This window comes from Pseudomonas sp. S37, from assembly GCF_016658545.1.
GTDB lineage: Bacteria > Pseudomonadota > Gammaproteobacteria > Pseudomonadales > Pseudomonadaceae > Aquipseudomonas.
The window spans coordinates 1-19,347 of record NZ_JACVZC010000119.1; the positions used below are offsets into that span (position 1 = coordinate 1).

Annotated in this window: 17 protein-coding genes; 9 read left to right on the plus strand and 8 right to left on the minus strand. The window is 64.5% G+C overall.

The genetic code is table 11. From position 1 onward, the window contains the following. Nucleotides 1-66: 66 nt before the first annotated feature. Nucleotides 67-1,005, minus strand: a complete 939-nt coding sequence (locus tag IAE39_RS24735; protein WP_201207137.1) for a LysR family transcriptional regulator — start codon at nt 1,003-1,005, stop codon at nt 67-69. 148 nt (nt 1,006-1,153) lie between these two features. Between IAE39_RS24735 and IAE39_RS24740 the strand changes: the two genes are divergently transcribed. Genes IAE39_RS24740 through IAE39_RS24755 form a run of 4 tightly spaced genes read left to right on the plus strand, consistent with a single transcriptional unit; the run spans nt 1,154 to nt 4,904 of the window. Then, a complete protein-coding gene (locus tag IAE39_RS24740) occupies nt 1,154-1,981 on the plus strand; it encodes an amidohydrolase family protein (protein WP_201207138.1) in 828 nt (275 codons plus the stop codon). 42 nt (nt 1,982-2,023) lie between these two features. Next, complete coding sequence (locus tag IAE39_RS24745; RefSeq protein ID WP_201207139.1) at nt 2,024-3,373, plus strand: MFS transporter; 1,350 nt, start codon at nt 2,024-2,026, stop codon at nt 3,371-3,373. Next, nucleotides 3,370-4,110: an SDR family NAD(P)-dependent oxidoreductase gene (locus tag IAE39_RS24750; RefSeq protein WP_201207140.1), complete on the plus strand. Its 741-nt coding sequence runs from the start codon at nt 3,370-3,372 to the stop codon at nt 4,108-4,110. The genes IAE39_RS24745 and IAE39_RS24750 overlap by 4 nt, the downstream gene beginning before the upstream one ends. Further along, nucleotides 4,107-4,904 (plus strand): sugar phosphate isomerase/epimerase family protein, encoded by a 798-nt coding sequence (locus IAE39_RS24755; protein ID WP_201207141.1) that lies wholly within the window; start codon nt 4,107-4,109, stop codon nt 4,902-4,904. The genes IAE39_RS24750 and IAE39_RS24755 overlap by 4 nt, the downstream gene beginning before the upstream one ends. Here the strand turns inward: IAE39_RS24755 and IAE39_RS24760 are convergent. Further along, on the minus strand, nt 4,895-5,311 hold the full coding sequence (locus IAE39_RS24760) for a RidA family protein (RefSeq protein ID WP_094011146.1): 417 nt from the start codon (nt 5,309-5,311) through the stop codon (nt 4,895-4,897). The genes IAE39_RS24755 and IAE39_RS24760 overlap by 10 nt on opposite strands. Further along, nucleotides 5,311-6,630: a flavin-containing monooxygenase gene (locus IAE39_RS24765; RefSeq protein ID WP_201207142.1), complete on the minus strand. Its 1,320-nt coding sequence runs from the start codon at nt 6,628-6,630 to the stop codon at nt 5,311-5,313. The genes IAE39_RS24760 and IAE39_RS24765 overlap by 1 nt, the downstream gene beginning before the upstream one ends. Before the next feature lie 341 nt (nt 6,631-6,971). Between IAE39_RS24765 and IAE39_RS24770 the strand changes: the two genes are divergently transcribed. Both IAE39_RS24770 and argE read left to right on the plus strand, forming a co-directional pair. After that, nucleotides 6,972-7,649 (plus strand): DUF1028 domain-containing protein, encoded by a 678-nt coding sequence (locus IAE39_RS24770; RefSeq protein ID WP_201207143.1) that lies wholly within the window; start codon nt 6,972-6,974, stop codon nt 7,647-7,649. Further along, complete coding sequence (gene argE, locus IAE39_RS24775) at nt 7,642-8,802, plus strand: acetylornithine deacetylase (RefSeq protein ID WP_201207144.1); 1,161 nt, start codon at nt 7,642-7,644, stop codon at nt 8,800-8,802. Before IAE39_RS24770 ends, argE begins: the two co-directional genes overlap by 8 nt. A 114-nt stretch (nt 8,803-8,916) precedes the next feature. Here argE and IAE39_RS24780 read toward each other — a convergent pair whose 3' ends face one another. The 4 genes from IAE39_RS24780 to IAE39_RS24795 all read right to left on the minus strand — a co-directional run bounded on the left by IAE39_RS24780 (nt 8,917) and on the right by IAE39_RS24795 (nt 14,982). Next, on the minus strand, nt 8,917-10,419 hold the full coding sequence (locus IAE39_RS24780; RefSeq protein ID WP_201207145.1) for an amino acid permease: 1,503 nt from the start codon (nt 10,417-10,419) through the stop codon (nt 8,917-8,919). 184 nt (nt 10,420-10,603) lie between these two features. Further along, nucleotides 10,604-11,872, minus strand: coding sequence for a carbohydrate porin (locus IAE39_RS24785; protein ID WP_201207146.1), 1,269 nt, complete (start codon nt 11,870-11,872; stop codon nt 10,604-10,606). A gap of 128 nt (nt 11,873-12,000) precedes the next feature. Then, nucleotides 12,001-14,418, minus strand: a complete 2,418-nt coding sequence (locus IAE39_RS24790) for a glucose/quinate/shikimate family membrane-bound PQQ-dependent dehydrogenase (protein WP_201207147.1) — start codon at nt 14,416-14,418, stop codon at nt 12,001-12,003. Nucleotides 14,419-14,631: 213 nt separating this feature from the next. Then, nucleotides 14,632-14,982: a cupin domain-containing protein gene (locus IAE39_RS24795; protein ID WP_201207148.1), complete on the minus strand. Its 351-nt coding sequence runs from the start codon at nt 14,980-14,982 to the stop codon at nt 14,632-14,634. A 117-nt stretch (nt 14,983-15,099) separates the two neighbouring features. On the opposite strand from IAE39_RS24795, the gene IAE39_RS24800 reads away from it, so the two are divergent. Both IAE39_RS24800 and IAE39_RS24805 read left to right on the plus strand, forming a co-directional pair. Next, nucleotides 15,100-16,005: a LysR family transcriptional regulator gene (locus tag IAE39_RS24800; protein WP_201207149.1), complete on the plus strand. Its 906-nt coding sequence runs from the start codon at nt 15,100-15,102 to the stop codon at nt 16,003-16,005. Between the two features lie 105 nt (nt 16,006-16,110). Further along, nucleotides 16,111-17,310, plus strand: coding sequence for an MFS transporter (locus IAE39_RS24805; protein WP_201207150.1), 1,200 nt, complete (start codon nt 16,111-16,113; stop codon nt 17,308-17,310). 208 nt (nt 17,311-17,518) lie between these two features. Here IAE39_RS24805 and IAE39_RS24810 read toward each other — a convergent pair whose 3' ends face one another. Beyond that, the gene (locus tag IAE39_RS24810; protein ID WP_201207151.1) at nt 17,519-18,130 is read right to left on the minus strand and encodes a LysE family translocator; all 612 of its coding nucleotides are present in this window, start codon (nt 18,128-18,130) and stop codon (nt 17,519-17,521) included. A 103-nt stretch (nt 18,131-18,233) separates the two neighbouring features. Here IAE39_RS24810 and IAE39_RS24815 point away from each other — a divergent pair, with 103 nt between their 5' ends. Then, nucleotides 18,234-19,208, plus strand: a complete 975-nt coding sequence (locus IAE39_RS24815; protein ID WP_201207152.1) for a GlxA family transcriptional regulator — start codon at nt 18,234-18,236, stop codon at nt 19,206-19,208. Nucleotides 19,209-19,347 lie beyond the last annotated feature (139 nt).

Here is a 19,347-nt window from a genome sequence, read left to right on the forward strand (position 1 = left end):
CCCCCCCCCCCCCCCCCCCCCCCCCCCCCCCCCCGGCTCCTACAGGGACCACGTCGGCTTGCAGAGTCAGCTCGGCGCAATCGCCCGTCCCAGCTTCTGCGCCTGCCCCTGCAACACCTTCATCAAATGCAGCGCTGCATGCGACGGTGGCTCGAAGCGCGAATAAACAAAGCTGATATCGAAGTGAATTTCGTCAGCCAACGGCACCACCGCCAGCCCGCTGTCCTGCGCCACGAACTCGTCGATAATGCTGAGGCCCATGCCTTGCCTGACCAGTGCCACCGCCTCGTTGGCATTGGTAAACGACAACAGTGATTTCAGTTGCAAGCCGCGCCGCTCGATGTGCCCGGCCAGCAGCTTGCCGAACGGCATGTCGGGCCGGAACAGCAGCAGGGCATGGCCTTCCAGCTGTTGCAGGGTCAGCGAAGTTTGCCCGGCCAGCGGGTGGCCGGGCGGCATCACCACCACCATGCGCCCGCGCATGAACGCCTGCGAGTGCAGGTGGTCGTGCACCACCGGCAGCGCGGCAATCGACAGGTCGACCTTCTTCGACAGGATCTGGTTGGGCATCTCGCCCATCAGCGAGGTCTGCCATTCGATGTTCAGCGACGGTGATTCGCGCTTGAGCTGGGCCAGGGCAATCGGGATCACCACCGTCGACAACGACGCACTGCACGAGATACGCAGCTTGCGCTGGCCTCCGGCACCGAGTGCCAGGGCGCATTCGTTGACTTCCAGCGCGGCCTGGTACACCCGCTCGACTTCGCGGAACAGCACCTGCGCCTCGGCCGTGGGTACCAGGCGGTTGTTGATGCGTTCGAACAGCGGGTAGCTCAGCCGCCCTTCGATGTACTGGATCAGCTTGCTTACAGCCGGCTGCGACACATACAGCAGCTTGGCCGCGGCGCTGATCGAGCCGGTCAGCATCACGGCACGGAACACTTCCATGTGCCGCAGTTTGAACACCATGGGGCTGGTGTCTGCGCCTTCGTTGCCAAGCAGCATGTGTATTACCTTCGGTTATGGTCTTCGCCATCTGGGTATGAGCGCCAAACCCGGCCACGCAGTATCGTGAACCCCAGCCTGATCGCCCTTGCGGCGCACAATAACAAGATCTGCAGACAAGCGCAGCGGCGCTTGACGGGAGTGCTGCGTGAACATCTTTGATGAAGCGAAGATCGATTGCCATAACCATTTGTTTGACCCCGCGCGGTTTCCTTACCACCCCGACGCGCCCTATGCGCCTTCGGGCCAGGAAGTCGCCACCCAGGAACAGTTCACCCGGGTGATGGACGCCTACGGGGTGCAACATGCCTTGTTGGTAGGCCCCAACAGCGGCTACCACACAGACAACCGCTGCCTGCTGCACGCCTTGGCCACCGGGCAGGGGCGGTTCAAGGGTGTGGCGGTGGTCGAGACGGATATCAGCCTCGACGCACTGGCGGCATTGCAGGCGCAAGGGGTGGTCGGCATCGCCTTCAACCCCGCGCTGTATGGGGTAGCCAGCCTCAAGGGTGTGGACCCGTTATTCGGCAAGCTGGCCGAGCTTGGCCTGTTCGCCCAGGTACAGGTGTGCGAAGACCAGTTGCTGGACCTGCACGGCCTGCTGCAAGGCTCGCAGGCACGCCTGCTGATCGACCATTGCGGCCGCCCGGATATAGCGGCAGGGGTGCAGCAAGCCGGCTTCCAGGCCTTGCTGCGGCTGGCCGACAGCGGTCGCGCCTGCGTAAAGCTGTCGGGCATGCAGAAGTTCGCCGCGGCGGATGCCTTGCTGGAGCAGAGCAGAGCCTATGTGCAAGCGCTGCTTGAAGCCTTCGGCGCCGAGGCCTGTGTGTGGGGCTCGGACTGGCCGTTCATTCGCCAGCGCTCGCGGGTGGACTACGGCCCGCTGCTGAAACTGGCCGAACAGTTGATGCCCGATGCCCGGCAGCGCCATGCGGTGATGTGGGATACCCCGCGCCGTCTGTTCGGGTTTGCCTGAAGCCCGGTTGTTTGCCATTCCAATAACAAGAGAGCAATCGTCATGAACACTGAGCAGAACGCCAACCTCGGGGTGTTCGACACCCCGGCGCGCGCACAGCAGCGCACCCGCACCCGTTTCATGATTCTGGCGCTGATTTCCGGCGGCACCATGATCAACTACCTCGACCGCAGCGTGATGGGCATTGCCGCGCCCAGCATCAGTGCCGACCTGGGCCTGAATGCGGCGATGATGGGGGTGATCTTTTCCGCCTTTTCCTGGACCTACGCTGCCGCGCAGATCCCGGGCGGTATCCTCATCGACCGCCTGGGTACCAAGCTGACCTACTGGCTGGCACTGACCCTGTGGTCGCTGTTCACCGGCCTGCAAGGGCTGGCCCAGGGCTTCCTGTCGTTGCTGGGCATGCGCTTTCTGGTCGGCGCAACCGAAGCACCGTGCTTCCCGACCAACAGCCGCGTGGTCGCCACCTGGTTCCCGCAGAGCGAGCGGGCCAGGGCAACCGGTATCTACACCTTTGCCGAGTACACCGGCCTGGCATTCCTGACGCCGCTGCTGTTCTGGGTGCTGCACGCCTACGGCTGGCGCTTCCTGTTGCTGGCCGTCGGCCTGCTGGGCATCCTCTACGGCCTGGTGTGGTGGCGCAAATACCATGAGCCGTACCAGTCGACCACGGCCAACCAGGCCGAACTGGACTACATCGCGGCAGGCGGCGGGGTGGTCGATGGCGGGCAGAAAGCCACCGCGTTCAGTTGGTCGCAGATTCCGGCGCTGCTCAAGCACCGCAACATGCTGGGCATCTGCCTGGGCCAGTTCGCCTGCAACTCGACCAATGTGTTCTTCCTTACCTGGTTCCCTACTTACCTGGTGACCGAACGGCACATGCCCTGGCTCAAGGTCGGCTGGGTGGCAGTGCTGCCGTTCATTGCCGCCTCGCTGGGCACGCTGGTCGGTGGCTGGCTGTCCGACGCCTTGCTGCGCCGTGGCTACTCGCTGAACGTGGCGCGCAAGTTGCCGGTGATCGCCGGGCTGCTGACCGCTTCGGTCATCGTGCTGGCCAACTACGTCGAGTCCGACGCGTTGGTGATCGCCATCCTGTGCATCGCCTATTTCGCCCAGGGCATGTCGGCACTGGCCTGGATGATCGTTTCCGATATCGCCCCCAAAGGCCTGTTGGGCCTCAGCGGCGGCTTGTTCAACCTGTTCGCCAACGCGGCCGGCATCGTCACCCCGCTAACCATCGGCATCATCGTTTCGCTGACCGGGTCGTTCGTCTGGGCCCTGGCGTTCGTGGCCTCGATCACCGTGCTCGGCGCGCTGTGCTACCTGTTCATGGTCAGCGACCTGCGTCGCTTGCCGGATATTCCTTCTGTCGAAAATGGAGCAAAACAATGAGCCAGTACCTGCAAGGCCAGACCGCAATCGTTACCGGTGGCATGCGCGGCATCGGCCTGGCAATCGCCCAGCGCCTGCACGCCGCGGGCGCCCAGGTGGTGATCTGGGACCTGGCCGTCGATGGCTGGAACCCCGCCGAAAACGGCTTTGAGCCGGTGCTGCGCCAGGCGGTGGATGTGTCGTCGCTGGCCTCGGTAGAGGCGGCCTTCGCCGAGACCCTGGCGCGCCTGGGGCAGGTGCATATCCTGGTCAACAACGCCGGCATCAACGGCCCGGTGGTGGCGTCGTGGGACTACCCGCCAGAGGCCTGGGACAAGGTCATCGCCATCGATTTGAACGGCGTGTTCTATTGCTGCCGCACCGCCATCCCGCACATGCGTGAAAACCGCTACGGGCGCATCGTCAACATCGCGTCCATGGCCGGCAAGGACGGCGTGCAGTACATCTCGGCCTATTCGGCAGCCAAAGCCGGGGTCATCGCCTTCACCAAGGCGGCGGCCAAGGAGCTGGCGCAGGACGGCGTGCTGCTCAACTGCGTGGCGCCAGCCATGGTCGAGACACCGCTGATGGCCGAGATGACCGCCGAACACATCGCCGCGAGCAAGGCCAAGATCCCCATGGGGCGCTTCCTCAAGGCCGAGGAAATCGCCAACATGGTCAGCTGGATTGCCGGGCCGGAATGCAGCTTTACCACCGGCTTCGTGTTCGACCTCAGTGGCGGGAGGGCGACCTATTGAAAGGGCTGGGTGTGGCGCACCTGACGGCACTGGAGCTGGCGCCGGCCAGGCTGGTGCGTGAGGCGCGCATCGCCGGTTTCAGTGCGGTGGGGCTGCGCCTGCACCCGGTCATGCCGGGGGCACAGGCCTACCCCGTTGCTGCAGGAAGCGAGGCGTTACGGGAGCTGCGCGCGGTCATGGCGGGGGAAGGTGTGTGCGTTACCGACATCGAGTTTGTTTCGTTGACGGCACACACGCAGGTCGCTGACTACCAGGCGCTGTTGGCCGCAGGTGCCGAGCTGGGGGCGCAGAGCCTGACGGTGTCCGGGGACGATGACGACGTTGCACGGCTGACCGGCAACTTTGCGGCGCTGTGCGAACTGGCGCGTGGCCATGGCTTGCGGGTAGACCTGGAGTTCATGCGCTGGCGCCCGGTGGCAACCCTGCAACAGGCTTGCGCCGTGGTAGCGGGGGCAGGGCAGGACAACGGCGGCGTGCTGGTCGATGCCTTGCACCTGTTCCGTTCGGGCGGGCAGGTGGCGGACCTTGCTGCAGTCGACCCGCGCTGGCTGCGTGCGCTTCAGCTTTGTGATGCACCGCTGCAGGCGCCCGCTGACGCACTGATCATCCAGGAAGCCCGCGAGGGCCGTTTGCTGCCAGGCGACGGGCAACTGCCGCTGGTGCAGTTGCTCGCCGCGTTGCCCGAAGACGTGTGCATCAGCGCAGAAGTGCCCTGCGCCCATTTACACGGGCAAGCGCGCCTGGCAGCTGCTGCACGCTCGACCCGTGCGTTACAGGCTGCCGGTCATGCCTGATCCGGTACCACGGCGATCACGTCGATCTCCATCAGCCATTCGGCCTGGGCCAAACCGGCCACCACCAGCCCGGTGGAAATCGGGAACACGCCCTTGAGCCACTTGCCCACTTCCTTGTACACCGGCTCGCGGAAGCGCGGGTCGGTGATGTAGGTGGTGGTCTTGACGATGTGCGACAGGTCCGAACCTGCTTCTTCAAGCAGTTGCTTGACGTTTTTCATGGCTTGTTCGGCCTGCGCCTGCGGGTCACCCAGGCCCACCAGCCTGCCTTCGAAGTCGGTACCCACCTGGCCACGCACATAGATGGTGTTGCCGGCCCGCACCGCCTGGCACAGGTCGTTGTCCAGGGTCTGGTTGGGGTAGGTTGCCTTGGTGTTGAACATGCGGATGCGAGTATGGGTAGGCATCAGTGGGCTCCGAGGGTGCTGACGTTGCTGATCTTGGCGGGTTGCTGCTCATCCGCAGCGCGTTGGTCGCGGTCGCGGTAGGCGGTATAGGTGCGTTGCGTGGCGATATGGCCGGCGACGTGCTTGGCGTCGTGCCACACGCCCCAGATGAACGACGAGCCGCGGCGAGACAGCCATGGCAGGCCGAGGAAGTACACGCCCGGTTCGCGGGCCACGCCGCGCTGGTGCTGGGGCTTGCCGTTGGCGTCGAAGGTGTCCACCTGCAACCAGCTGAAATCCACGCCGTAACCGGTGGCCCAGATAATGCTGGTGACGCCGGCCTGGGCCAGGTCCAGCTGCTGCAGCGGGTTGACCATGCATGCCGGGTCGGCCAGGCGCTGGCGGGCTTCGGGCTCTTCCGGCAGGTCCAGGCCGTTGCGCTCAATGTAGGCGTCGGCGGCATCCAGCAGGGCCAGGTAGTTGTCGTCGCCACGGTTGATGTTTTCAACCAGGTTGTCCTGGAAACGCGCCACGCCGTTGTCGAACGACTGGGTCAGGCCGACCAGGGTCATGCCCTGGTGGGCAAGGGCACGGAAGTCCACGGTGTGGCCGCCACGGGCGCCGCTCACGGCGATGGTCACGTGTTCGCGGCCGGGCTTGGCGATTTCCGCGTCCCACTCACCCAGCACACCCAGCCACCAGCAGAAATCGCGGTTGCGGTAGGCACGCGGTGGGCGGTCGTGGGCGCCGACCGACAGGTACACCTGGCGGCCTGCGCGCATCAGCTCTTCGGCGATCTGCACGCCGGAGGAACCGGCCCCCACTACCAGTACTGCGCCCTCGGGCAGTTGCTCGGGGTTGAAGTAGGCAGCGGAATGGATCTGGTGCAGGTTGGCATCTTTCGGCGCGATGGCCGGGATGACCGGCTTCTGGAACGGGCCGGTGGCGGCGACTACGCGGTTGGCGCGGATCACGCCTTCGTTGGTCTCGATGGTAAAGCCAGGGCGGTCGCTGTTGCGCACCACTTTCTTCACTTCGATACCGGTGCGCACCGGCAGGTTGTACTTGCGTACGTACTGCTCGAAGTATTCGGCCACCTGGTCCTTGCCGGCGAAGGCGTCGGCGTCGAGGTTGAATTCAAGCCCAGGGAAGCGGTCATGCCAGACCGGGCCGTTGGCCACCAGCGAGTCCCAGCGGCCAGTGCGCCAGGCCTCGGCAATGCGCTTGCGCTCCAGCACCAGGTGCGGCACGCCAAGCTTGCTCAGGTGTTCGCTCATGGCCACGCCGGCCTGGCCGGCGCCGACCACGAGGGTGTCGATTTCGAGATTGTTCAGTGTCATGTCCGAGCCCTTGTTCAGGCGGTTTTTGTCAGGTCGGTTTGGAGGACCGCCGTTGCCTGGGGCCAGACTAGGGATGCTGTGGAAATGACGAAAATAGTATTTAGCTGGGGCTTGCCGATAAAACGGCGAAGGCCCCGTGTTCTATGGCTTGAGGGGTGGGTTGCTCGGGTGCATGCCGTGGATTTTGAGGTGGTGCGCAGATCGAGCGCCGCCCGCGCGGCGCTCGATCTCTGCCCCAGCCTAGTTTTTTCCTGCCTAACCCCTCGGAAAAAGGTCGTTTCGCCAGCCCGAAGGTTCCACCCAGAATGCCGTATATCGCACAGCACAACAGGAACCTAGACATGACGTTCTCCATCATTGGTCGTTGCCAGGAAACCGGCCAGGTCGGTATCGCCATCAGCTCGTCGAGCATTGCCGTGGGGGCCCGTTGCCCGTGGGTGCGTGCCGGTGTGGGCGCGGTCTCTACCCAGAACATCACCCTGCCGGCGCTGGGCCCGCAGATTCTTGATGCCATGGAACAGGACCAGTTGCCACCCGCCGCAGCGCTGGACCGGGTGTTGAGCGCCAATGGCTGGAGCGAGTACCGCCAGGTGACGGTGATCGACAGCAACGGCCAGGTGGCCTTGTTCACGGGGCGCGAGGCGCTTGGCACACACAATGCCGTGGCCGGCGAGCAATGCGCGGCGGCGGGCAACCTGCTGGCCTCGACCCAGGTGATCGAAGCGATGGTGCTGGCCTTCGAACAGGCCGGCGGGCACCTGGCCGACCGCCTGCTGGCGGCCATGCACGCGGCAATGGCTGCGGGCGGTGAGGCGGGGCCGGTGCACTCGGCGGCGCTTAAAATTGCGGGTGAGCTGACCTGGCCACTGGTGGACCTGCGCGTCGACTGGGCCGACAACGACCCTATCGGAGCGCTCGATGGCCTGTGGCAAGCCTACCGCCCACAAATGCAGGACTACGTCACCCGCGCCCTCAACCCGACCTCCGCGCCAAGCTACGGGGTGCCGGGCGATGAGTGAGTTTGCCAGCCGCACGCTGCTGGCCCGGCTGATCGGCTTTGCCACGGTCAGCCGCGACTCCAACCTGGCGCTGATCGGCTTCATTCGCGATTACCTGGCCGGGTTGGGCGTGGAATGCGAGCTGTTCCACAACCCGGAGGGCACCAAGGCCAACCTGTTTGCCACCATCGGCCCCAAGGATGTTGGCGGCGTGGTGCTGTCCGGGCATACCGACGTGGTGCCGGTGGACGGCCAGGCCTGGACGGTCGAGCCGTTTGCCCTCAGCGAACGCGATGGCTGCTTGTATGGCCGTGGCACAGCCGACATGAAAGGCTTCATCGCGTCGGTGCTGGCAGCCGTGCCTGCATTCCTCGCTCAGCCATTGCGCATGCCGGTACACCTGGCGTTTTCCTATGATGAAGAAGTCGGCTGCCTGGGCGTACGCTCGATGCTCGCAGCGCTCGAACAGCGCCCGCACAAACCGCGGCTGTGCCTGATAGGTGAGCCCACCGAGCTCAAACCGGTGTTGGGGCACAAGGGCAAACTGGCGATGCGCTGCCAGGTGCAGGGTGCTGCCTGCCATTCGGCGTATGCACCGTATGGGGTGAATGCCATCGAGTATGCCGCCAGGCTGATCGGCAAACTGGGTGATATCGGCGACGCGCTGGCCTTGCCGCAGCATTACGACGAGCGTTTCGACCCGCCGTTCTCCACGGTGCAGACCGGGGTTATCAAAGGGGGCAGGGCGCTGAACATCGTGCCAGCCGAGTGCGAATTCGATTTCGAGGTGCGTGCCTTGCCGGGGTTCGAGGCACAGGCGGTGGCTGACCAGCTGCAAACCTATGCCGAGGCTGAGTTGCTGCCGCGCATGCGCAAGGTCCACGCCGACAGCGCCATTCGCCTGCAGCCGCTGAGTGCCTATCCTGGGTTGGCTACACCGGAGGACAGCGAAGCTGCGCAGCTGGTGGCGTTGCTCAGTGGCTCGGATCAGTTTGGTACGGTGGCGTTTGGCACCGAAGGCGGGCTGTTCGACCAGGCAGGGATCCCGACCGTGGTGTGCGGGCCTGGCAGCATGGACCAGGGGCACAAGCCGGATGAGTTTGTCAGTGTCGAGCAATTGCAGGGCTGTGATGCCATGCTGCTCAGGCTGGTGGATTACCTGAAGCAGGATTGACGGTGTTGGCTTCTTCGCGGGTGAACCCGCTCCCACAGGGATCTCACTGCCCTTAAGGCCTGCGCCGTCCCTGTGGGAGCGGGTTTACCCGCGAATGGGCCATCAGCCCTCTACTCAGATTTCAATAGCCCCACTGACCAACCCATAAACCGCAATCACCGCCCCCAGCACCACCACCGCAAACACCACCCGCTCGAACCCGCTGAACACCTGCCGCTGCTGCTCCATCCTCGCCTTGATGTACAGCACCGTGCCCGGCCCATAGATCACCGCCGACAGCAGCAGGTACTTCATGCCGCCCGCCCACACCATCAGCACCGCATAAGCGGTCGCCAGCAAGGCCACCAGCAGGTCCTTGCCACGTTCGGGCGCACCTTGCTGATAGGTCTCCCGGCTCACCGCCAGTTTCAGCGCATAGGCTGCCACCAACAGGTAGGGGATCAAGGTCAGCGAACTGGTCAGTTCCAGTGCCAGGGTAAAGGCGTATTCGGTAAACCAGGTCAGCAGCAGGAACAGTTGCACGAACAAGGTGGTCAACCACAGTGCCGCCGCAGGCACCTGGTGCGGGTTCTGCCGGGTGAGAAAAGCCGGCATGGCCTGGTCATGAGCGGCCGAGTACAGCACCTCGGCAGCCAGCAGCGTCCACGACAGGTAGGCGCCCAGCACCGAAATGATCAGGCCGATGCTGATAAAGATCGCCCCCCAGCGCCCGACAATTGCCTCCAGCACCCCGGCCATCGACGGCTGGCGCAGCCCGGCCAGTTCCGGGCGCAGCATCACCCCGTAGCTGAGCAGGGTGATCAGCACCAGCAGGCACAGCACGCCGACAAAACCCAGCACCGTGGCGATGCCTACGTCGCGGCGGTTGCGGGCATAGCGTGAATACACGCTGGCGCCCTCGATGCCGAGGAACACGAACACGGTCACCAGCATGGTGCTGCGTACCTGCTCAAACAGCGACTCACCGGGTGGCAGCAATTCGGCGGCGGCATGCCCGACCCGGCCGTAGTCGTCGAGGTGGGCCAGGTCGGCGGCCGGGCCGGCGGCGGTGACGCCCCAGAAGTTCTGGCTGAACAGGTCGCTGTCAAACGCGGCGAAGATCACCACGATGAACACCAATATCGGGATCATTTTCGCCACTGTGGCGATGCTGTTGATCACCGCCGCCTGTTGCACACCGCGCAGTACCAGAAAGTGAAAGGCCCACAGCAGCACCGAGGACGCAGCGATGGCGGCGACCGTATTGCCGTCGCCGAACACCGGGAAGAACGCACCGAGTGTCGATTTGATCAGGATGAAGTAGGAGACGTTGCCGATGCAGGTGCCGGCCCAGAAACCGAACGCCGAGGCAAAGCCCAGGTAGCTGCCGAAGCCCGCGCTGGCGTAGGCGTAAATGCCCGAGTCGAGGTCCGGGCGGCGGCGGGCGAGGGTCTGGAACACGAAGGCGAGCATCAGCATGCCGAGGCCGGCGATGCACCAGGCAATGATCGCGCCCAGGCCACCGGTGGCGCGGCCGAAGGTGGCCGGGAGGGAGAAGATACCGGCGCCGACCATGGAGCCGACGACCAGGGCAGTGAGCGCCCAGACGTTGAGTTTGCCTTCCGTTGCGCTGCTCATTGGTCTTGCCCTTCCTAGCAGTGAAGGGTTGAGTAAAGACCGGGGGGGAGGTGTATGCCAGTGACAGTATTCTTTCAGTGCCGGCCTATTCGCGGGTAAACCCGCTCCTACAGGGACCTCACCGCCCTTGAGGCCTGTGCCATCCCTGTGGGAGCGGGCATGCCCGCGAATGGGCCGCGGCGCCTTAGAAGGTTGCCTTGACCTGCAGGCCCACCACCAACGCGTTGTCGATGTCTTTACCAGAGAACGCCCCCGGCTCGATGATGTATTGCACATCCGGGCGCAGGTTCAGCCACGGCGTGGCCTGGTAGCCGTAGCTCAGCTCGATAAGCTGCTCGGCGCTGTCGATATCGGGGAACTGCTGGCCTGCATTGAATGCGGCATCTTCCAGCACATCGCGGCTACGCGGGTTTGGCACGGCGCGGCCGTAACCCAGTGCCACGGTATCCTTCGGCCGGCCTTCGAACGGCTTGTACAGCACCACACCGGCGCCATACCACTTGGTGAACGGCGAGGCGGCCTTGCTCGATGCCGAGTACTGGCCGAAAGCGTGCAGGCTGCGGCCAGGCGAGGCCTGATCGTTCCACACCGCCTGGTCGACCAGCAGGTAGTGGCCACCGCGCCCCGACACTTCGTCGTCGCTGCCGATGCGTTTCACGTCGGAGCTGTCGTAGTAGTAGCCCAGCTTGTACTCGCCCGGCAGTTCACCCTGCAGCTTGTACACCAGCTCCACCGGCACCACGGTGCCAGTGGTGTGCTTGGGCCCCAGGTGCCAGGCGCGGCTGGAGTTGCCGTTGCTCTCGGGGTCGACGTTGAATGCCGCCACGCGCAGCTGCCAGGCTGGCGACAGGTCGTACTTCACCCGCACACCCAAGTGGGCGTTGGGGTAGTTGGTCCAGCCGCTGCCACCGGACATGTTCAGCGGGTGGCCGCAGAAACCGGCGTTCATGAAGTTGCACAGGATGCCGCTGTCCAGGCCGCCGAGGTCGTTGCCCATGGCCATGTAGCCGAGCTTGACGTTGAGCGCCGGAGTGAACAGGGTGCGCTCGTAGCTCAGCTCGGTCAGGCGGGTGTACAGGCCGCCGTAGTTTTCCTGGATTGGCAGGCGGTTGCCGACCAGGTCTTCCGAGGCGCTGTTGCCGCGGCGGTCGTTGATGGTCAACTGGACCTTGCCGCCGTTGTCCAGGCCGTACAGTTTCGACAGGTCGAATTGCACGCCCAGCTTGACGTTCTGTGAATAGCGCGCCGAGCGGTGCAGGCCGCCGTGGGCGTTGTAGGCGGTTTCACCGCTGTAGTCGCCGGTGATTTTTACGCCGTCTTCTTCCAGCTGATGGCGCAGGCCGCCCCAGTCACCGGTCAGGGTGCTGCGGGTCAGCAGGTCGTCGTTGGCGAGGGCAGTGGTGCTGGCCAGGGCCAGCAACAGGGTAGGGGTGATGCGGATTGCGGATGGCATTGCTGTGTCTCGTGTTGTTTTCGGGGGCCTATTCGCGGGTGAACCCGCTCCCACAAGGACTGCGCCATCAACATGGGCAGTTTAGCTCCTGTGGGAGCGGGTTCACCCGCGAAGCAGGCGACGCGGTCTTACGGCAAGGCGTAAGAAATCACGTAATCGCCACGGTCAGTCGACTGGCGCGCGCCGCCAGCGGTAATGACCACGTACTGCTTGCCGGTCTTCGGCGAGACGTAGGTCATCGGGCCGCCCTGGCTGCCCACTGGCAGGCGAGCCTTCCAGATTTCGTTACCGTTGCTGCTGTCATAGGCGCGCAGGTAGAAGTCCTGGGTACCGGCAATGAACACCAGGCCGCCTTGGGTCGACAGGGTGCCGCCCAGGGTTGGCAGGCCGATCTTGATCGGCAGGTGCATGCGGATACCGAGCGGGCCGGTGTCTTCAACGGTGCCCACCGGTACCTGCCAGGCTACCTGGCGGGTCTTCATGTCGATTGCGGTCAGGGTGCCGAATGGCGGCGCCTGGCATGGGATACCGGCCACCGACAGGAAGCGGTTCTTGTTCACGGCATACGGGGTGCCCTTGAGCGGCACTGCACCCATGCCGGTGTTCAACGCTTCGCCACCAGCAGCGGCGTCACCTTTGTTCTGCGACGGAATCATCTGGATCCACAGGCCCAGGCGCATGTCGTTGACGAAGATGAAGCCATGCACCGGGTCGGTGGAGAGGCTGCCCCAGTTCATGCCACCCAGCGAACCCGGGAAGCTCAGCGACAGGTCGGTGCCCGGCGCGGTGTACAGGCCGTCGTAGCGCATTTTCTTGAAGTCGATGCGGCACAGCAGCTGGTCATACGGGGTAGCGCCCCACATGTCCGATTCGGTCAGGGTCTGCGCGCCGATCTGCGGCATGCCCACCGACTTCGGCTGGGTTGGCGAGTACGGCTCGTTCGGGATGTTGCTTGGCTTGACCGGCACTTCGTCGACCTGAGTCAGCGGCTTGCCGGTAGCGCGGTCGAGCACGTAGATCTGCCCGGCCTTGGTGCCGATCACCACCGCAGGTACCGACTGGCCGTCGTCCTTGGTGAAGTCGATCAGGCTCGGCTGCATTGGCAGGTCGAAGTCCCACAGGTCGTTGTGCACGGTCTGGTACACCCACTTCTGGTTGCCGGTGGTGGCGTCCAGGGCCAGCACCGAAGCGCCGTAGGTGTGGTCCAGCTTGTTGCGTTCAACGCCGTAGATGTCGGTGGACGACGAGCCCATCGGCAGGAACACGGTGTTCATCGCCGGGTCGTAAGACATCGGCGCCCAGCTGTTCGGGGTGCTGCGCACGTAGGTGCTGTCGCCTTGCGGTGCCTGGCGGTCTTCCGGGTTGCCCGGGTCGAAGGCCCAGCGCATTTCCCCGGTGATCACGTCGAAACCACGGATCACGCCGCCTGGCATGTCGGTCTGGACGTTGTCGGCAACACGGCCGCCAACCACCACGGTGGTGCCGGCCATCAGCGGTGCCGAGGACAGCTGGTAGTACGAGTCCGGCACATTGCCCAGGCCGGCCATCAGGTTGACCTGGCCGTTGTTGCCGAAGCCCTGGCAGAACTCGCCGGTGTCGGCGTCGACGGCAATCAGGCGGCCATCGATGGTGTTGGTCAGCAGGCGACGCTGGCAGTTGGCACCGGCCGCCACGCTACCGCCGGTGATTGGCGAGCTGTTCGGCTGGGTCGGCTGGGCGATGGCGGCAGTGGCGTCGAAGTAGGCCATGCCACGGCAACGCTGCCAGACCTTGGACTGGGCGTTGATCGCGTTCTTCCACAGCTCTTTGCCGGTGTCGGCATCGAGGGCGATCAGGTTGTTGTGCGGGGTGCAGATAAACACCTTGTTGCCGACCTGCAGCGGGGTCAGCTGGTCTTCGGCACCGTTGCCGTCGCTGATGGCCACGTCGCCGGTGTGGTAGGTCCAGGCCACTTTCAGCTTGTTGACGTTGTCACGGTTGATCTGGTCCAGCGCGGCGAAGCGGCTGCCACCTTCGGTGTTGCCGTAGTGGGCCCAGTCTTTCTGTTCCTTGCCGGCTTCGACCGGGGTCATGCCCGGGCCCTTGCCGTTAGGGGCAACACTTGGGTGGGCAACGAACATGTTGCCGGCGGCGATCACCAGCACCACTGCCATGACCGCGGCGATGCCATAGGCACCCCGGCCGGTACTGGCGCCGTTGGCACGTGCCAGCAGCGGGTAGACCAGCGCCACCACCATGCCGATGGCACCGAACATGAACAGGCGCGAGAACAGCGGCCAGAACACCAGGCCGGCGTCGATCAGTGCCCAGACGGCAGTACCGACCAGGAACAGCGCGTACAGCCAGGCACCCGCCTGCTTGCGGCGAGCGATGAGAATACCGGCGATGGCCATGGCCAGGCCGCCGATCAGGAAGTACCAGGAACCGCCCAGGCCGGCGAGCTTGATGCCGCCAGCAGCCAGGAGAAGACCGAGCAGGGCGATGACCACGCCCAGGCCGATCAGGATGATGTTTGTGGCGCCAGAGGCGCGCGGTGTTTCGTTCATGCCAGGGATCTCAGCAGGTGGAATGCGCGCAGTTTAAGCCCTTAGCTTGCTAATTAACAAGTTGGTACATAATTTTGTGGGGCTGATTGTCGCAGGGCTGAACTTGCTCAGGTGTGGCTAAAAGTTTAGATCGTGCGGTGAAAATTGCACTAAACAAGGTGTTCATGCTGGCTGAGAAATTTGCATTGCGACTTTGGTTGTAGAGGGGCTGGCTTACGCCGGCCAAGGGGTGGCGCTGCTGTAGAACACTGCCAGCCAGACGGTGGCCTGGCCGGGGGCGGTCCATTCCACCCGGTGGCGGTAGTGCGGCGGGATGTCCAGGCAATCGCCCGGTGCCAGCAGGCGGGTGTGGTTCTCATGCTCGAAACGCAGGCCGGCCGCGCCGCTGAGCAACACGATCCACTCGCCTTCAGCCTGGTCATACCAGAAGCCGGGCGGGCTGGCCTGGCCACTGGAGACGATGCGTTCCACGCGCACCCCCGGGCGGCTGAGCAGTTGGTCCACACGCTCGGCGCGAGCGGGATCGCAAGGGGGCAGGGCGGTCAGCAGGTTGTTCGGTGTCATGGTACGTCTCGTTTGAAGGGTGATAAATCCACTATGGACGCAATCACAGCGCAGTGCGCTTCTTGACCTGCCCGGCTGTTTGTAAGAACTTTCCGAGTTTTGGAAGATGGCCAGCCAATGGACAAACTCCTGGCGATGAAAATGTTCGTGACCACCGTCGATGCCCAAGGCTTTTCGGCGGCCGCGCGCAGGTTGGGGTTGGCGACATCGTCAGTGACACGCTTGGTCGATGCCCTGGAAACGGCGCTGGGTGCCACCTTGCTCAACCGCTCGACGCGCCAGGTCAGCCTGACCGAGGCGGGCGCCCGCTACTATGAGCGGGCACGGGATATTTTCGAGGCGCTGGACGAGGCCGACGCCAGCGTCGCTGACCGTGGCGAGGAGCCCGTTGGCGTATTGCGCCTGTGCCTGCCGGTGGAATTCGGCAGGCGGGTCATCGCCCCGCACCTGGGGCCGTTTCTGGCGCGGCACTCGGCGTTGGAGCTGGACATCGATCTAAGTGATCGCCTGGATGACCTGCTCGACGGGCGCTACGACCTGTCGATTCGCCTGGGCGACCCTTCGCCGAATGATGAACTGGTGTGCCGCCCGCTTGGGCGCTTCCAGCGCTGGCTGGTGGCCAGCCCCGCCTACCTGGCCGAGCGTGAAGCGCTGCAGCATCCCCGGCAGTTGCTTGAACATGCCTGCCTGCGTTTTCGCTATGGGCAGAAAGCGCGACCCTGGCGCCTGAACCGCGACCAGGAAAGCCTTGAACTGGACGTCAGCGGACCTCTGCGCAGCGCCAATGCCGACATGTTGCGTGAAACCGCACTGGGCGGAAGCGGTATTGCGCTGCTGGCCGACTGGCTGGTGCGTGAAGATGTCGAGGGCGGGCGCTTGCAGCGGCTATTCCCTGACTGGCAGGCCAGCCCAGGCACCGCCAATGACAGCATCAATGCGCTGTACTTGCCCAATCACCGCGGCTCAAGGCGGGTAAACGCGTTTATCGGCTTTTGCGAAACCTTGTTGAAGTGCAGTACCTAGCGTTGCGCATGGCGCAAAGGCGCATTGCGCCGAGGCTGGATTCCCGGCGCTGACGCGCATGGGTAAGGTGGCCGGCATATACCACCCCTTGTCGAGGAACCTCGCATGAATCCTTCCCTTGCCGCAGCGCAACCGGCAGCCGCCGGCCTGAGCCGGACCCTGGTCGTGTTGTTGGCGTTCTGCTGCGGCGCGATCGTTGCCAACATCTACTACGCCCAGCCCATCGTCGGTCTGATTGCCCCGGACCTGGGGCTGTCCAGCGAGCACGCCAGCCTGATCGTCTCCCTCACTCAGCTGGGCTATGCCCTGGGCCTGTTGCTACTGGTGCCGCTGGCCGACCTGCTGGAAAACCGCCGGCTGATGGTGGCAACCGCCGTGCTGGCCTGTGTCAGCCTGCTACTGGCAGGAACCAGCAGCAGCGGCCAGGGCCAGTTGTTCCTGGGTTACGCCTTGCTGATCGGTTTCAGCTCGGTGGCGGTGCAGATGCTTATCCCGCTGGCGGCGCACCTGGCGCCAGAGCAGCAGCGCGGCCGAGTAGTCGGCAACATCATGGGTGGCCTGTTGCTGGGCATCCTGCTGGCGCGACCTCTGTCGAGCCTGGTGGCTGACCACTTCGGCTGGCGTGCGGTGTTCATTGGCGCTGCCGGGGTCATGCTGGCGATCATCCTGTTGCTGGCCCTGACCCTGCCGCAGCGTCGGCCCGAGCATAAAGCCAGCTATGCCGGGCTGATGCTGTCGCTGCTGACCCTGTTGCGCCGCTACCCGCTGCTGCGCCAGCGCTCGCTGTACCAGGCCATGATGTTTGCCGCGTTCAGCCTGTACTGGACAGCGGTGCCAATGGCGCTGGCGGGTGAGCATGGTTTGTCGCAAAGCCAGATTGCCGTGTTCGCCCTGGTAGGCGCGGTAGGGGCGGTCGCCGCACCCATGGCCGGCCGCCTGGCTGATGCCGGGCATGCCCGGGCGGGTTCGTTGCTGGCGCTGCTGCTGGCGCCGGCTGCCTTGTTGGTAGGGCTGACAGTGCCGGGTTATAGCGTGATTGGCCTGGGCCTCACCGGCGTACTGCTGGACTTTGCCGTGCAGATGAACATGGTTATCGGCCAGCGCGAAGTGTACGCACTGGACCCGGCCAGCCGCGGGCGGCTGAATGCGGTGTACATGACCAGCATCTTCCTCGGTGGCGCACTGGGGTCGGCGGTGGCCAGTGCAGTGTTCAGCCAGTTTGGCTGGCAGGGGGTAGCGCTGGTGGGGGCTGCGTTGCCGGGTGTGGCCTTGCTGGTTTTCTTGGTCAAAGCACGCCGAGCCTGAAGGTTAACGCGCTCTCATAGAACTGCGCATAACTCATTGAATTAGCAGGGACACTGTGGGAGCGGCTTCAGCCGCGAACACCGGCGAAGCCGGTGCCATGCACCGCGTTGGATTCTTCGCGGCTAAAGCCGCTCCCACAGGGTATGCGGATCGCATGCGAATTCAGTTCTCTGCGCGATCTCCTACAGGGATCGCGACAGCCTGGGTGTTATCGACTTAGCGGCAACGCCAGACCAATCAAGGCAAACAAGCTGCCGCAGCAGCGATTGAAGCCTTTGCCACCCTTGGCCAACCAAGGCCGAATGCGGAACGCCAACCGCGCCAGCAGGTACTCGACCAGGAATTCGACGCTGGCAAAGGTCGCCGCCATCACCACGAACTGCAGCGCCAGCCCGCGCTGCGGGTCGATGAACTGTGGCAGGAACGCGCCATAGAACAGCAGCACCTTGGGGTTGGCCATGGCCGACAGCAGGCCTTGGCGAAACAGCCCCGCATTACTTAGCCTTACGCTGCGTTCGGCCAGCTCCAGGTGCAGCCCCGGGCTGCGCCACAGCTGAATGCCCAGCCAGATCAGATAAGCACCACCCACCCACTTCAATACGCCCAGCACCGAGGCCGAGGTTTGCAGCAGGGCACTGAGGCCGAACATGGCCAAGGCGATCAGGGCACTGAAGCCGAACACCCCGCCAACAATGGTGAACAACGTGCGTCGCGCGCCGTACAAGGCACCGTGGGTCAACGCCAACAGGCTGTTGGGGCCCGGGGTCAGCGACAGGCCGATGCTGGCCAGCAGGTAGATAAGCCAGGTGTCGAGTGCCATGTGGAGGTTGCCCTGTGATATTGAGGGCGCCAGTGTATGGCGCAATGCGTGATCTGCAAGGGTATGATCTGGACATTGAATAGTCACTTTTGGACGCTGCCTCGTGCAACCCGATATCCGCCTGCTGATACTGCCGTTACCGGATTTTGCCCTGTTGCCGTTTGGCGCCTTTCTCGACAAGTTGCGCTTCAGTGCCGACGACGAGGACTACAGCCAGCAACGTTATTGCAGCTGGACGGTTGCAGGGCTCAGCCTTGACCCGGTGCCGTCCAGCAGCGGCGCGGTGCTGCAGGTCGAGGCTGTCGCGGGGCAGCTTGACCTGGCCAGTTTCGACTACCTGGTGTTGTTCGGCGGGCGCAATGCCATGGCCACTGCCGCGCTGGCGCCCCGCTACCAGGCGTTGCTCAGGCAGGCAGGCAGGGCCGGGGTCAAGCTGGTGGGGGTCGACAATGGTGCTTTTCTGCTGGCCGCCTGCGGCCTGTTGCGGGGGCACAAGGTGGTGGTGCACTGGCGTCACGAAGCCGAGTTTCGTGCGGCCTTCCCGCATTTGCAGGTGTTGCGTGAGCAGTTGTATTGCATCGATGGCAATCGCATTACTTGCGCGGGCGGCACCGCGGCCATCGACCTTGCCGTGGCCCTGTTGTCACGTGCCTGCGGGCGCACCCGTGCACTGAAGGGGTTGGCCGACATGCTGGTGGACGAAACGCGCGACAGCCGCCATGCCTTGCGTTCGTTGGAGCTGGGGGCCGGGCAGGGGCGCCAGGTGCAGCGGGCGCAGGCGCTGATGCGTCATCACCTGGGGGCGCCGTTGGCGGTGGAGCAACTGGCTGCTGAGCTGGGCATCAGCCGGCGCCAGCTGGACCGGCAGTTTCAGGCCAGCCATGGCATGAGTGCCAAGGCCTGGTGGCTGGAGATGCGCTTGCAGCAGGCGCGCTGGCGCTTGCTCAACTCCACCCACAGCCTGGCGCAGATTGCCGATGAAGTCGGGTTGGGGGATGCCAGTTACCTGGGTAAGTGCGTGCGGCGGCGGTTTGGGTGTACGGCCTTGGAGTTGCGTGCAGGCACCACCCCTCTCTGAAGCCGCACGCGGTTCCCTGTAGGAGCGGCCTTGTGTCGCGATGGGGTGCGCAGCGCCCCCAGAAACTTAGCTTCGCTGCGGATAATGCCGGGGGGGGGTGGGGGGCCCCGGGGGGCCCCCGGCCCCGGGGGGCGGGGCC